At 64.1% G+C, this 14,227-nt stretch carries 11 protein-coding genes; 10 read left to right on the plus strand and 1 reads right to left on the minus strand.

Going from position 1 to position 14,227, the window contains the following annotated elements; translation table 11 throughout:
- Positions 1-45 precede the first annotated feature (45 nt).
- The 8 genes from mobB (at position 46) to fdhF (ending at position 12,494) form a co-directional block, all read left to right on the plus strand.
- Entirely contained in the window at positions 46-573 is a 528-nt protein-coding gene (gene mobB, locus V7E26_RS00650) for a molybdopterin-guanine dinucleotide biosynthesis protein B (protein ID WP_324412466.1), read from the plus strand.
- Positions 574-581: 8 nt separating this feature from the next.
- Complete coding sequence (locus tag V7E26_RS00655; protein ID WP_324412370.1) at positions 582-1,838, plus strand: molybdopterin molybdotransferase MoeA; 1,257 nt, start codon at positions 582-584, stop codon at positions 1,836-1,838.
- Positions 1,839-1,879: 41 nt separating this feature from the next.
- On the plus strand, positions 1,880-2,131 hold the full coding sequence (locus V7E26_RS00660) for a sulfurtransferase TusA family protein (RefSeq protein WP_324412372.1): 252 nt from the start codon (positions 1,880-1,882) through the stop codon (positions 2,129-2,131).
- 91 nt (positions 2,132-2,222) lie between these two features.
- The gene (locus V7E26_RS00665) at positions 2,223-3,656 is read left to right on the plus strand and encodes a sigma-54-dependent transcriptional regulator (protein ID WP_324412374.1); all 1,434 of its coding nucleotides are present in this window, start codon (positions 2,223-2,225) and stop codon (positions 3,654-3,656) included.
- Positions 3,649-5,670 carry a sensor histidine kinase gene (locus V7E26_RS00670; RefSeq protein WP_324412376.1) on the plus strand — a complete coding sequence of 674 codons (2,022 nt, stop codon included), beginning with the start codon at positions 3,649-3,651 and terminating at the stop codon, positions 5,668-5,670. The genes V7E26_RS00665 and V7E26_RS00670 overlap by 8 nt, the downstream gene beginning before the upstream one ends.
- A gap of 396 nt (positions 5,671-6,066) precedes the next feature.
- Positions 6,067-7,722 carry an OFA family MFS transporter gene (locus V7E26_RS00675; RefSeq protein WP_324412378.1) on the plus strand — a complete coding sequence of 552 codons (1,656 nt, stop codon included), beginning with the start codon at positions 6,067-6,069 and terminating at the stop codon, positions 7,720-7,722.
- A 297-nt stretch (positions 7,723-8,019) separates the two neighbouring features.
- On the plus strand, positions 8,020-9,732 hold the full coding sequence (locus tag V7E26_RS00680; protein ID WP_324412380.1) for an NADH-ubiquinone oxidoreductase-F iron-sulfur binding region domain-containing protein: 1,713 nt from the start codon (positions 8,020-8,022) through the stop codon (positions 9,730-9,732).
- Positions 9,729-12,494 (plus strand): formate dehydrogenase subunit alpha, encoded by a 2,766-nt coding sequence (gene fdhF / locus V7E26_RS00685; protein WP_324412382.1) that lies wholly within the window; start codon positions 9,729-9,731, stop codon positions 12,492-12,494. The genes V7E26_RS00680 and fdhF overlap by 4 nt, the downstream gene beginning before the upstream one ends.
- Positions 12,495-12,517: 23 nt before the next feature.
- Here the strand turns inward: fdhF and V7E26_RS00690 are convergent, their stop codons facing one another.
- Complete coding sequence (locus V7E26_RS00690; RefSeq protein WP_324412384.1) at positions 12,518-13,684, minus strand: LysM peptidoglycan-binding domain-containing protein; 1,167 nt, start codon at positions 13,682-13,684, stop codon at positions 12,518-12,520.
- Positions 13,685-13,995: 311 nt separating this feature from the next.
- On the opposite strand from V7E26_RS00690, the gene V7E26_RS00695 reads away from it, so the two are divergent.
- Both V7E26_RS00695 and V7E26_RS00700 read left to right on the plus strand, forming a co-directional pair.
- Positions 13,996-14,127 (plus strand): hypothetical protein, encoded by a 132-nt coding sequence (locus V7E26_RS00695; protein WP_324412386.1) that lies wholly within the window; start codon positions 13,996-13,998, stop codon positions 14,125-14,127.
- 9 nt (positions 14,128-14,136) lie between these two features.
- Positions 14,137-14,226 (plus strand): K(+)-transporting ATPase subunit F, encoded by a 90-nt coding sequence (locus V7E26_RS00700; protein WP_324412388.1) that lies wholly within the window; start codon positions 14,137-14,139, stop codon positions 14,224-14,226.
- Position 14,227: the final 1 nt, after the last annotated feature.

Raw genomic sequence — 14,227 nt, forward strand, 5'->3', positions numbered from 1 at the left:
CCGGGCATGACGATCCTGCAGGGAAATGCGGGCTCGGAGAGCATGATGAAGGTAATAGGCCTCGCGGGATGGAGCGGCGCCGGCAAGACCACCTTGCTGACGCGGGCGATCCCGCAATTCGCAAAGCAGGGCCTTCGCGTCTCCGTGATCAAGCACGCCCATCACGCCTTCGATGTCGATGTGCCCGGCAAGGATTCCTGGCGGCACCGCGAGGCCGGCGCGGCAGAGGTGCTGGTGTCCTCCAGCCAGCGCTGGGCGCTGATGCGCGAACTGCGCGGCGCCAGCGAGCCGCGACTTCCGGAACTGCTGGCGAAAATGTCGCAGGTCGATCTCGTCGTGGTCGAGGGCTTCAAGCGCGAGCCGCATCGCAAGATCGAGGTCCATCGTGCCGCCAATGGCAAGCCGCTGCTGTTCCCCGACGACCCCGGCATCGTCGGGATTGCGACCGATACGGCGGTTGAAACCACGCTGCCGACAGCCCATCTCGACGATATCGCGGCGGTGGCGTCGATGATGCTGAAATCGGCGATCTCGCTCGAAGACGTATTGGCCAAATGCGAAGCTGAGGGCTGATCAGGTACATGGCGCAATTGTCCGACGATTGCTTTGCCTTTGGCGGCCCGATGATGTCGGTCGATGAGGCCGTGGGCCTCATTGCGGCGCGCGTGACGCCGGTGGTGGACGTCGAGGTGACGACGCTCGCGCAAGCCGATGGCCGCATTCTCGCGCACGACGTTCTGGCGCCGCTGCCGCTGCCGCCGTTCACCAATTCCGCCGTCGACGGCTATGCGGTGTCGAGCCGCGATCTGCCGCAGCAGGACGAGCAGGCCTTTCCGGTGATCGGCCGCGTCCAGGCCGGCAGCGCCGCAGCGGCGCCGCTCAAGCCGGGGCAGGCGACGCGCATATTTACCGGTGCGCCGATGCCGGAAGGCGCCGATACGGTCTTCATGCAGGAAGACGTTCGCGTCGACGGCGACAAGGTGGTGCTGCCGGCGGGCCTCAAGCCGGGCGCCAATGTGCGCCCCGCGGGCGAAGACATTCCGTTGGGCTTTGCGGCGTTGAGGGCCGGCCAGCGGCTGCGGCCGCAGGATGTCGCGCTCGCCGCTGCGTTCGGCTTGACCGGCCTCGAGGTCGTCAGGCGCCTTCGCGTCGCTGTGTTCTCTACCGGCAATGAGCTGGCTTCGCCAGGCACGACGCGCACCGCGGCGCAATTGTTCGATTCCAACCGCGTCATGCTGATGGCGATGCTGGCGCGGCTCGGCTGCGAGGTCAGCGACCTCGGCATTCTCGGAGACGACCGCGCCGCGCTCGCGCGTGCTCTGCAGGATGTGGCTGCCGTGCACGATCTGATCCTCACCACCGGCGGCGTTTCGACCGGCGAGGAGGATCACGTCAAGGCGAGCGTCGAGAGCGTCGGCCGGCTGGTGCTATGGCGAATGGCGATCAAGCCGGGACGCCCGGTTGCGATGGGCATCATCGGCGGCACGCCGTTCATCGGCCTGCCCGGCAATCCGGTGGCGAGCTTTGTCACCTTCGTCCATGTGGTGCGGCCAACGATCCTGGCGCTGTCAGGCGCGGCGCCGGAGCCGCTGACGCCGATGCCGGTTCGTGCCGCGTTCAGCTACAAGAAGAAGATTTCGCGCCGTGAATATGTCCGCGTCAGCCTGTGCAAGGCCGCCGATGGCGCGCTCGAGGCCGTGAAGTTTCCGCGCGAAGGCGCCGGCCTTCTGTCCTCGCTGGCGGATACGGACGGCCTGGTCGAACTTGGCGAAGACGTGACGCAGGTCTTGCCCGGCCAGACGGTGGGCTTTCTGTCCTATGCGGGCCTCATCAACTGATGTCCGTTGACGATGCGGGACCGCTTCGCCATGGTCGGCCCATGACGACGACGAAACTCGACCTCACTGGCCTGAAATGTCCCTTGCCGGCCCTGAAAACCCGCAAGGCGCTGAAGGCGATCACGCCGGGCGATTTTCTGGAAGTGCACTGCACCGATCCATTGTCGGTCATCGACATTCCCAACCTGATCCGGGAGACCGGCGACAAGGTCGAGATCACCGAGCGCGTGGAAGCGCGGATTGTCTTCTTGATAGAAAAAGCAAATGGATCGATAGAAAAATCAAATGTCTGATCCGTCCGGTTGCTGTGACTTTCGCGTGGAACCGCGGCGTCATTAGAACGTACGATTGCCGGGTGCGACATGCGGTCCTAGAAAGCCCGGTATGAACCTCCCGACATCGAAGGCGAGCGCACCGGCAGTCCCTGCCACGGTCAACGAACCGGTGGGGAAACCCGGCAAATCGGCCGGCGGCCCCGAGTTCAGCGCGCTGGCGCATGCCTCGATCCTGATCATCGATGACGAACCCGGCATGCGCAACTTCCTCATGCGAACGCTGGGCCCGCGCTGCAAGCATGTGGAGGAGGCGGCCGATACCGACGAAGCCTCGCGCAAGCTCGACAAGAGCCGCTTCGATATCGTCATTCTCGACAACATCATGCCGGGCAAGAACGGCGTCGAATGGCTGGCGGAGCAGCGCGCGGTCGGGTTCTTTGCCGACGCCATCCTGATCACAGCCTATGCCGATCTCGACACCGCCATTCAGGCGCTGCGCGCCGGCGCGGTCGATTTCGTGCTGAAACCGTTCCGCTCCAACCAGATCCTGAACGCAGTGGCGCGCTGCCTCGACCGTGTCAGGCTGCAGCGCGAGAATTATGTGCTGCGCTATGCCTTGCGGGCGTCATCGGATCGCACCTTCCTGCGTGATAATCTGATCGGGGAATCGCCGGCGGCACGGAACGTGCGGGAAACCGTTGCGCGCGTCGCTCCGCTGCCGACATCGATCCTGCTCACCGGCGAGTCCGGCACCGGCAAGGAAGTCGCGGCGCGCTCGATCCACTCGTTGTCCGATCGCGCCGACAAGCCCTTCGTACCGGTCAATTGCGCCGCGATTCCCCCTGACATGATCGAGGGCGAACTGTTCGGGCACATCAAGGGCGCCTTCACCGGCGCCGACAGCGGCCGCGAGGGGCTGTTCCTCTATGCGCATGGCGGCACGCTGTTCCTCGATGAAATCGGCGAACTGCCGCTGCCGATGCAGAGCAAGCTGCTGCGTGTGCTGGAGGATCGCCGCGTCCGGCCGGTCGGCTCCGAGCGCGAAGTGCCGGTCGATCTGCGCTTCATCTTTGCGACCAACGCCGACCTGCAGAAGGCGGTGGAAAAGGGACGCTTCCGCGCCGATCTCTATTATCGCCTGAACGTCATGCAGATTCATCTGCCGCTGCTCAAGGACCGCGACGACGACGTGCAGGAACTCGCGGCGATCTTCATGAACAAGCTCTCGATGCAGCTTGGCATGCCGCCGGTTCCGATCGACAGCGCCGTGCGGACCGCGCTGGCGAGTTACGACTGGCCGGGCAATGTGCGCGAGCTGCGCAATTTGATCGAGCGCACCCTGATCCTCGGTGCGTTCCCCGACGATTTCGCGGGACCGCGGAGCGACGGGCAAGCCGCCACCGCCGGCAGTCTGGCCGATATGGAACAGCGGCACATTCTGTCGGTGCTGAAGGAGGCCAGCGGCAATCGCGAGGAAGCGGCGCGGCGGCTCGGCATCTCGCGCAAGACCATCGACCGCAAACTCGCATCGTGGAATGGGTGATCGAAACAGCATCGATGGGCCGCTGCGCGGGCGATCTGTCCGCTTCCGGCTGCTCGCTATCGCGCTGTTGCCGATGCTGGTCATCCTGCCGCTGCTGCTTGGCGTGGCTGCCTATCGCTGGAATGCGCGGTTCGATGCGACGCTGATCTCGAAGGTGAATGGCGATCTCACCATTGCCCATCAATATCTGGCGCGCATTCTGGAAAAGACCGGCGTCCAGATTCGCGGCCTCAGCCTCTCGTTCCGCTTTCGGGAGGTCGAAGAGCAGGAAACGCTCGCGACGGTCGAGACCCTGCTTGAACAATCCCGCAAGGAGATGGGTCTCGACTTCCTCTATCTGATGGACGCCGGGGGAAAGGTCATCGCCTCGTCCCCGGCGTTCAAGGGGACGCCAAGGGCGGATTGGCCGATCATCACCTCGGCGTTGTCGGGCCAGTCTCCGTCGACCGGGATCGACATCTTCACCAATGCCGAGCTTGCGGCGATTTCGCCTGATCTGGCCGAGCGTGCGCGTCTCGATCTGGTGCCGACGCCCAATGCCGTGCCGACCGACCGCAACGCGGAAACCCACGGCATGGTGGTGCATGCGGCGAGCCGCGCAACGGCGCCCGGAGGCGGTCCGGCTGCCCTCGTCGGCGGCATCCTGCTGAATCAGAATCTGGAATTCATCGATACCATCAATGACCTCGTCTATCAGGCGGCCAGCCTGCCGGAAGGCAGCAAGGGAACCGCTACACTGTTCCTGGACGACGTGCGGATCTCGACCAATGTCCGTCTGTTCGAGGGGCGACGCGCGCTGGGGACGCGGGTTTCGGCGGCGGTGCGCTCCGCGGTCCTGGGCGAGGGGCACACCTGGCTCGACAGCGCCTTCGTCGTCAACGACTGGTACATCTCGGCCTATGAGCCGCTCGTCGATACCTATGGCCAGCGCGTCGGCATGCTCTATGTCGGCTTTCTGCAGAAGCCGTTCGACGACGCCAAGCTCGAGACGCTGCTGATCATCGCGCTTGCCTTCATCGCGATCACGGCAGCGACCGTGCCGATCTTCCTGCGCTGGGCACAGTCGATCTTCATGCCGCTCGAACGCGTTACCGCGACGATCGGCGAAGTGGAGAGCGGCAATCTCTCCGCCCGCACCAAATTGCGGGCGTCGGGTGACGAGATCGGCCGTGTGGCGTTCCATCTCGACACGCTGCTTGACCAGATCCAGGAGCGCGACCGCCAACTGCGCGAATGGAACGAGGAGTTGAACACGCGGGTGCGCGAGCGAACCCGCGACCTCGAGCTTGCCAATCTGAAGCTCGAGGCGACCACCAAGCAGCTCATCATGTCGGAGAAGCTCGCGGCGATCGGCGAGATCACCGCTGGAGTCGCGCATGAGATCAACAATCCGATCGCGGTGATGCAGGGCAATCTCGACGTTATCAGAAGCGTGATCGGCGACGAGGTCGAAAAGGCCAAGGTCGAGTTTCGCCTGGTCGACGAGCAGATCCACCGCATCAGCCAGATCGTCACCAAGCTTTTGCAGTTCGCCCGGCCCGAGGAATATGCCGGCTATGTCGAGCGCCATGCGCCGGGAGCCGTGGTCGCGGACTGCCTGCCCCTGGTGCAGCACCTCCTCAACAAGACTGATATCAGTGTGGAGAGAGAGGACCGTGCCAGCCGCCTGGTCCTGATGAATCGTACCGAACTGCAGCAGGTGCTGATCAACCTGATCGTCAACGCGATCCACGCCATGCCGGAGGGCGGGCGACTGACGCTTCGTTCATACGACGCCGACCGCGACGGCGTATCAGGCATCACCATCGAGGTGGCCGATACCGGAATCGGCATCGACGCTGATGTCGTCGAAAAGGTCTTCGACCCGTTCTTCACCACCAAGCGCCGGGAAGGCACCGGCCTTGGTCTTTCCATCAGTCAGACACTGATCAAGCGCCAGCGTGGCCAGATCGTGGTGGAAAGCGAAGTGGGCCGCGGAAGTACGTTCCGCGTCTGGCTTCCCGAAGCCGATTGATCAGGGATTCTCGGACATTTTGTCCGGCGTATCCGGACAATTTGTCCTGGGTTGCAGGCTGGAACCTGACAACCCATTGATTTCACGCATCGTGCGATTTGGCACACGGATTGCTGGCACCTTTTCAACAACTGAAAAGGGAGGGACGACAACCGCGGTGCGCGGATCAGTTTAGTTGTCGCCCGCATACACGCCGGCAAAATCTCACCTCAATTCGTTGGCATTGCTGCGGTCGCAATCAGAAAATCATCGGGGTGGATGCTTTCGGATGCGCGCGTCGGTTCCGCGCGTCCGGAGTCGCATGGAATGGCAGGATGGGGCTGTTCCGCTGCGTGACAGACGATGGACCGAAAACACTAAACAGGCGCCCAAGGCGGGCCGCAGGGGAAAACAACGATGACATCGATTAGCAGCGCCGGGACCATTCCCGGTGGTGGGACGGGATTGCTCGACAAGGAGCGAACGATTGCGACAGCGGGCTTCAACCGCTGGCTGGTGCCGCCGGCGGCGCTTTGCATTCATCTCTGCATTGGCATGGCCTATGGCTTCAGTGTGTTCTGGCTGCCGCTGTCGCGCGCGATCGGGCTAAATGCGCCGAAGGCGTGTCCCGACATGTCGCTGGTCCAGGAACTCTTCACCACCACCTGCGACTGGAAGGTCGCCAGCATGGGCTGGATGTACACCCTCTTCTTCGTCGTGCTTGGCGTTTCGGCTGCGGCGTGGGGCGGCTGGCTGGAGCGCGCGGGCCCGCGCAAGGCCGGCTTTGTCGCTGCGCTGTGCTGGTGTGGCGGGCTGTTCCTCGGTGCGATCGGCATCTACACCCATCAGCTTTGGTTGATGTGGCTCGGATCCGGCGTTGTCGGTGGCATCGGCCTTGGTCTCGGCTACATCTCGCCGGTCTCGACACTGGTGAAATGGTTTCCCGATCGCCGCGGCATGGCGACCGGCATGGCCATCATGGGCTTCGGTGGCGGCGCCATGATCGGCGCGCCGCTCGCCAACCTCCTGATGAACTACTTCAAGACCCCGACCTCGGTCGGCGTCTGGGAAACCTTCGTCGCAATGGGCGTGATCTATTTCGTCTTCATGATGGTCGGCGCGTTCCGCTATCGTATCCCGCCGGACGGCTGGCGCCCGGAGGGCTGGACCCCGCCGTCGAAGTCGAATGCGATGATTTCGCAGGCCAACGTCCATCTCGACAATGCGCACAAGACGCCGCAATTCTGGCTGGTCTGGTGGGTGCTGACGCTGAACGTTTCGGCCGGTATCGGTGTGATCGGCATGGCCTCGCCGATGCTGCAGGAGATCTTCGCCGGCAAGCTGATCGGCTTGCCCGACGTCGGCTTCAACCAGCTCGACGCAACGCAGAAGGCGACGATTGCCGGCATCGCGGCAGGCTTCGCCGGATTGCTCTCGCTGTTCAACATCGGCGGCCGGTTCTTCTGGGCGTCGCTGTCGGACAAGATCGGCCGCAAGAACACCTACTACACGTTCTTCATCCTCGGCATCGTGCTGTATGCGCTGGCGCCGACGTTCGCTGCGATGGGTTCGAAGCTTTTGTTCGTGCTCGGCTTCGGCATCATCCTGTCGATGTATGGCGGCGGCTTCTCCACCGTGCCGGCCTATCTGGCTGACCTGTTCGGCACCCAGTTCGTCGGCGCCATCCATGGCCGCCTGCTGACGGCATGGTCGACCGCGGGCATCATCGGTCCGGTGGTGGTGAACTACATCCGCGAGTTTCAGCTCGCGGCCGGCGTCCCGCGCGACCAGCTCTACAACACCACGATGTATATCCTGTGCGCGATGCTGATCGCGGGCCTGATCTGCAACTATCTGGTCAAGCCGGTCGACAAGAAGTGGCACATGAGCGAAGCCGAGCTTGCCAAGCTGCAGGCGGCGACGGCCGGCGCCGGGAACTCGGGTCCGTCGGGCTCCTATGGCATCGGCTTCGGCGGGCTCGACGCCAGGGCCGCCCTGTTCTGGGCCTTCGTCGGCATTCCGCTGCTGTGGGGCGTCTGGAAGACGCTGGAAAGCGCCGTCAAGATCCTTTGATGGTTTGGGCGCCGTGGGGATAATTCCCCACGGCGTCTCGCCAATTTGAGGTCACCATTGCTCGATAAGTCTTCGCTATCGCAGCATGGTTTGGCTTTATTGATCACGCCGTCGTTTCGGGGTCTGATGTCGCGTCAGGCAGGGCGACCGCGCTGAGGTCGCCGAGGGCGCAAATGCCCAAGCGCCGTCATAGCCGGCGGATTAAATCCTTAACAAGACGCCACAATTGGCTTGGCATCTGGCATACCAGAGATTAGAGTCGATCTAATCCAAGGTCCAGGGAACGAGACGCTATCGATGACTGTCCATAACGTGCACGAGGTCCGCTCGTTCGAACATCCGGGTGCCGGACGGAAGCGGGCCAAGGCGACGCCGAAGGGCCGCCAGGTCGACCCCACAGCCGCCCATGAGATCGAACTGCTGCTTGGTGACCGGCCGCGGCGCCGCGATCTCCTGATCGAGCACCTGCACCTGATCCAGGACAAATATCATCAGATCTCGGCGGCGCATCTCGCGGCGCTGGCCGACGAGATGAAGCTCTCGTTTGCGGAAGTATTCGAGACCGCGACGTTCTACGCGCATTTCGACATCGTGAAGGAAGGCGAGGCGGACATTCCGCCGCTGACCATCCGCGTCTGCGACTCGCTGACCTGTGCGATGATGGGCGCGGAAAAGCTGCTGCATGAATTGCAGGACAAGGCCGGCCCCGGCATTCGCGTGGTGCGCGCGCCGTGCGTCGGACTCTGCGACGTGGCGCCGGTGGCGGAGGTCGGTCACCACTACGTTTTCAGTGCGACGACATCAGAAGTGCTGGCGACGGCGGAACGCGGCGACACCCATCCGATCATTCCGAAATACGTCGACTACGATGCCTATGTGAAGGACGGCGGCTACAAGCTGTTGAGCGACCTGCGCGCCGGCCGCGTCAGCAAGGAAGACATCCTGAAGGCGCTCGACGATTCCAGCCTGCGCGGACTGGGCGGCGCCGGCTTCCCGACGGGACGCAAATGGCGCGCGGTGCTCGGCGAGCCCGGCCCGCGTCTGATGGCGGTCAATGGCGACGAGGGCGAGCCCGGCACCTTCAAGGATCGCTTCTATCTGCTGCGCGACGTGCATCGGTTTCTCGAGGGTACGCTGATCGGCGCGCATATCGTCGATGCGACCGACGTCTATATCTATCTTCGCGACGAATACCCGGCGGCGCTCAAGCTGCTTCCTCTCGAACTCGCCAAGCTGCCGCCCGGCGGCCCGACGATCCACATCCGTCGTGGCGCCGGAGCCTACATCTGCGGCGAGGAATCCTCGCTGCTCGAGAGCATCGAGGGCAAGCGCGGCCTGCCACGCCACAAGCCGCCTTATCCCTTCCAGGTCGGATTGTTCGGACTGCCGACGCTGATCAACAATATCGAGACGCTGTTCTGGGTGCGCGATATCGTCGAGAAGGGGCCGTCCTGGTGGAATTCGCATGGCCGCAATGGTCGCCACGGCCTGCGCAGCTATTCGGTGTCGGGCCGCGTCAGGAATCCGGGCGTGAAGCTCGCGCCGGCCGGCCTCACGGTGCGCGAACTGATCGACGAGTTCTGCGGCGGCATGGCTGACGGCCACACCTTCCATGCCTATCTTCCCGGTGGCGCGTCGGGTGGCATCCTGCCGGCGTCGATGGACGACATCCCGCTCGATTTCGGCACGCTGGAGAAATACGGCTGCTTCATCGGTTCCGCGGCCGTGGTCATCATGTCCGAGCAGGACAGTGTGAAGGATGCGGCGCTGAACCTGATGAAGTTCTTCGAGGATGAAAGCTGCGGCCAGTGCACGCCGTGCCGGGTCGGCACCCAGAAGGCGGCGCTGTTGATGCAGCGGCCGGTCTGGAACCGCGAACTGCTCGACCAGTTGAGCCAGGCGATGCGCGATGCCTCGATATGCGGTCTTGGGCAGGCCGCCTCGAATCCGCTGACATCAGTCATCAAATATTTTCCGGAAGAATTCGTGCCGAAAGAGGCCGCGGAATGACCAGGATCCAGTTCGAACTCGACGGAAAGCAGGTCGAGGCCAATGCCGGCGAGACCATCTGGCAGGTCGCCAAGCGCCACCAGAGGGAAATTCCGCATCTCTGCTATTCGCCGGCGCCCGACTATCGGCCCGACGGAAACTGCCGCGCCTGCATGGTCGAGATCGAAGGCGAGCGCGTTCTGGCGGCCTCGTGCAAGCGCACGCCGAGCGTCGGCATGAAGGTGAAGACCGAGAGCGCCCGCGCGGTCGCCGCGCAGAAGATGGTGATGGAACTGCTGGTCGCCGACCAGCCTCCGCGCGAAACCTCGCACGATCCGGATTCGAAGTTCTGGCACTGGGCCGAGAAGGTCGAGGTCACCGAGAGCCGCTTCCCGGCGGCTGAACGCTGGCAGAGCGACACCAGCCATCCCGCGATGAGCGTCAATCTCGACGCCTGCATCCAGTGCGGCCTCTGCGTGCGTGCCTGCCGCGAGGTGCAGGTCAACGACGTCATCGGCATGGCCTACCGCAATGCCGACGCCAAGATCGTGTTCGACTTCGACGATCCCATGGGTGAATCCACCTGCGTGGCCTGCGGCGAATGCGTGCAGGCCTGCCCAACCGGCGCGCTGATGCCGTCGGTGATGCTGGACGAGAAGCAGACCCGCGTCACTTACGCCGACAAGAAGGTCGACTCGCTGTGCCCGTTCTGCGGCGTCGGCTGTCAGGTCACCTATCAGGTCAAGGACGACAAGGTCATCTACGCCGAGGGCCGCGACGGTCCCGCCAACCACAACCGTCTCTGCGTCAAGGGCCGCTTCGGCTTCGACTATATCCATCATCCGCATCGCCTGACCAGGCCGCTGGTGCGGCTGCCGAACGCGAAGAAGGACGCCAACGACCAGGTCGATCCGGCCAACCCCTTCACGCATTTCCGCGAGGCCTCATGGGAAGAGGCGCTTGATCTCGCGGCCAGGGGCCTCGTGCAGATTCGCGACGAGAAGGGCGTCAAGGCGCTCGCCGGCTTCGGCTCGGCCAAGGGCTCGAACGAGGAGGCCTATCTGTTCCAGAAGCTGGTGCGCACCGGCTTCGGCTCCAACAATGTCGATCACTGCACGCGGCTGTGCCACGCTTCATCGGTGGCGGCGCTGATGGAGGGGCTGAACTCCGGTGCGGTGTCGGCGCCGTTTGCCGCGGCGATGGACGCCGAGGTCATCATCGTGATCGGCGCCAATCCGACCGTGAACCATCCGGTCGCGGCGACCTACATCAAGAACGCGGCCAAGCGCGGCGCCAAGCTGATCGTGATGGACCCGCGCCAGCAGACGCTGTCGCGCCATGCGTACAAGCATCTCGCCTTCAAGCCCGGCAGCGACGTCGCGATGCTGAACGCGATGCTGCACACCATCATCACCGAAGGGCTGACCGACCAGCAGTACATCGCGGGCTACACCGAAGGCTTTGACGAACTCGCCGAGCGCATCAAGGAATTCCCGCCGGAGAAGATGGAAGCGATCTGCGGCATTCCGGCCGACACGCTGAAGGAAGTGGCGCGGGCCTATGCGCGTTCGCGCGCCTCGATCATCTTCTGGGGCATGGGCGTCAGCCAGCACATCCACGGCACCGACAATGCGCGCTGCCTGATCGCGCTGGCGCTGACCACCGGCCAGGTCGGACGTCCCGGCACCGGCCTGCATCCGCTGCGCGGCCAGAACAACGTGCAGGGCGCTTCCGACGCCGGCCTGATTCCGATGTTCCTGCCGGACTACCAGCCGGTCGGCCGCACCGATCTGCGCGAGCCCTTCGAGAAGCTCTGGGATCAGGATATCGATCCCGTGCGCGGCCTGACGGTGGTCGAGATCATGAACGCGATCCACGCCGGCCAGATCCACGGCATGTACATCGAGGGCGAAAACCCCGCGATGTCGGACCCTGACCTGCAGCACGCGCGCGGAGCGCTCGCCATGCTCGATCATCTGGTGGTGCAGGATCTTTTCGTCACCGAGACCGCCTTCCACGCCGACGTCATCCTGCCGGCCTCGGCCTTTGCGGAGAAGAGCGGCACCTTCACCAACACCGACCGCCGCGTGCAGCTCGCGCGCGAGGTGATCCGGCCGCCGGGCGATGCGCGGCAGGATCTCTGGATCATCCAGGAGATCGGCAAGCGCATGGGCCTGCCGTGGCATTACAACGGCCCGGCCGATGTGTTCACCGAGATGACGCAGGTGATGCCGTCGCTGAAGAACATCACCTGGGAGCGGCTGGTGCGCGAGGGCGCGGTGACCTATCCGGTCGACGATCCGAACAAGCCCGGCAACGAGATCATCTTCACCACGGGATTCCCGACCGAAAGCGGCCGCGGCAAGATCGTGCCGGCCAAGGTGATTGCGCCGGACGAGGTGCCTGACGACGAATATCCGATGGTGCTGTCCACGGGCCGAGTGCTCGAGCATTGGCACACGGGATCGATGACCCGCCGCGCCAGCGTGCTCGACCAGATCGAGCCGGAGGCGGTGGCGTTCATGTCGCCGAAGGACATGCGCAAGCTCAACGTCTGGCCCGGCGATTTCATCCGCTTGCAGACCCGCCGTGGCGCGGTCGAGGTCAAGGTGCGCTCCGACCGCGACGTGCCCGAGAACATGGTGTTCATGCCGTTCTGCTACGCGGAGGCGGCGGCTAATCTTCTGACCAACCCGGCGCTCGATCCGTTCGGCAAGATTCCCGAATTCAAGTTCTGCGCGGTTCGGGCCGAAAAGGTGGCGATTCAGTCAGCGGCGGAGTAGCGCGCTTCCGCGATCCTCCGTCATCACTGCGCGGGAACCACAAGCACCTGGCCGGGGTAGATCAGGTTGGGATTGCGGATCTGTTCCTTGTTTGCCTTGTAGATGACCGCATAGCGCGTTCCTGCGCCGTATGAGTTTTGGCTCAGGCGCCAGAGGCTGTCGCCGCGCGAGACCGTGGTGGTCGTGATCTTGGGAACAACCACGGTGGAAGGCGACGAACTGCTGCCCGGCAGGACGGTCCCATCTGCGGCTGCAAGCTGCGGCTGTTGCGAGGCTGTACCCGGGCGGCTGGACGTCGCGGCCTGTGCTGATACCGACGCCGTTGTGTCGGGCGCAGTGAACGGCACCTCGGCGCGGGCGCGGACGGCGCCGGAACCCGACGTCTCGTCGAGCCTGACGCGATAGTTGCCCGGTGCGACCCCTTCATTGATGGTAACCGCGAAACGCCCCTCCGCACCGGCCGTGACCGATGTGACAAAACTGTCGTTGAGATAAAGCCGCAAGGTCGCGCCGGGGTTTGCCTTGCCGCTCACATGAAACTTGCCGCCTCGCTCGATCTCGACGGTTTCGACGACCACCGCGCCGGTCACGGCTTTCGGCGCCGCCGGTTGCGACAGCACGACGATAGGCTTGTCGGGCGTGACCAGTGCGACGACCGGCTGTTCGGTCGATTTCGGCTCCAGCACTGCGGTCACGCGCTGCTTGGATGTTGCCTGCTTGCCGTCCGCCTGTTTCGCGCGCAGTGTCAGGTCGTAGGTGCCGGAAGGCAGCCTGGGCGGCACCATGACGAATTGTCCGGATGCATCCGCGACCACCCGATCATGCACTTCGCCATCGCGCAGCAGTTCCACCGTCGCGCCCGGCGTTGCCCGGCCGGCGACGACCGCCTCGCCCGACGGCTCGATGCGGGCGACGTCGAACGTCGGAACGCCGTCGCTGTTTTCAGGCGGTGGGGGCGATCCGATCAGCGAATCCACGAAGGCGCTTGCTTCCGACTTTGCCTTCGCAAGCGAGGCCGCATTCTGTTCCCGCGCATCAAAACCAGGCCTTGAGCCCCCCGGCGCGGTCGTTACAGCCATGTTTCTGGCCGGCTGCTCCTGCAGACCGTATTGAATGGCGAAGCCGACACTGCCGGTCACAGCTGCCGCCAGCAGGGGAAGGATTAGTCGGTTAATCGATATGGCAGTCATGAAAGTCACTCCGCCTGCCGGATCGCTGGCCGGTCGGTACTTTATACGGTCTCAAGCAGGGAGGGTACCTGATTTGCACCGGGAAAACGCGAGTCTTTGCACGAAATCCCCGCTGCAGATCTGCTTCCGCGGCGCGGGGGCCTCGTGCGGCGCCATCGCCTGTCCGGCCCCCCGAGCGCACTGATTCGCCGCGCCTGGCGGCCCTTCTGGGCAAGGGGAGAGCCGCCTCCTTATGAGATTCCTATAACGTCAGCATCCCTCCCGTCTCGAAAACCTATGCGCCTGATGGCACCTCAGCCCCGTCAACTGCGGTGACGGGCCATCCGGCATCGCGGATACCGCGCACGGGAGCATTCACCATGCTGGACGTTCTGATGCTGGCGCTCGCCCTCGGCTTCTTCGTGGCGGGCGTCGGTTACGCCTATGCCTGCGAGCGGCTGTAGGGAGGCGTCATGATCTTCGATTATTCGCTCGCCGGTCTCGTCTCGCTCGGCCTGCTGTTGTACCTGACCTGCGCGCTGCTGCGGCCGGAGCGGTTCTGAA

It is taken from the genome of Bradyrhizobium sp., assembly GCF_036735945.1.
Classification (GTDB): domain Bacteria; phylum Pseudomonadota; class Alphaproteobacteria; order Rhizobiales; family Xanthobacteraceae; genus Bradyrhizobium.

Bases quoted from the DNA above. Each gene is read 5' to 3' on its own strand.
- mobB (WP_324412466.1), top strand. From the start codon at position 46: ATGAAGGTAATAGGCCTCGCGGGATGGAGCGGCGCCGGCAAGACCACC.
- V7E26_RS00655 (WP_324412370.1), top strand. From the start codon at position 582: ATGGCGCAATTGTCCGACGATTGCTTTGCCTTTGGCGGCCCGATGATG.
- V7E26_RS00660 (WP_324412372.1), top strand. From the start codon at position 1,880: ATGACGACGACGAAACTCGACCTCACTGGCCTGAAATGTCCCTTGCCG.
- V7E26_RS00665 (WP_324412374.1), top strand. From the start codon at position 2,223: ATGAACCTCCCGACATCGAAGGCGAGCGCACCGGCAGTCCCTGCCACG.
- V7E26_RS00670 (WP_324412376.1), top strand. From the start codon at position 3,649: ATGGGTGATCGAAACAGCATCGATGGGCCGCTGCGCGGGCGATCTGTC.
- V7E26_RS00675 (WP_324412378.1), top strand. From the start codon at position 6,067: ATGACATCGATTAGCAGCGCCGGGACCATTCCCGGTGGTGGGACGGGA.
- V7E26_RS00680 (WP_324412380.1), top strand. From the start codon at position 8,020: ATGACTGTCCATAACGTGCACGAGGTCCGCTCGTTCGAACATCCGGGT.
- fdhF (WP_324412382.1), top strand. From the start codon at position 9,729: ATGACCAGGATCCAGTTCGAACTCGACGGAAAGCAGGTCGAGGCCAAT.
- V7E26_RS00690 (WP_324412384.1), bottom strand. From the start codon at position 13,684: ATGACTGCCATATCGATTAACCGACTAATCCTTCCCCTGCTGGCGGCA.
- V7E26_RS00700 (WP_324412388.1), top strand. From the start codon at position 14,137: ATGATCTTCGATTATTCGCTCGCCGGTCTCGTCTCGCTCGGCCTGCTG.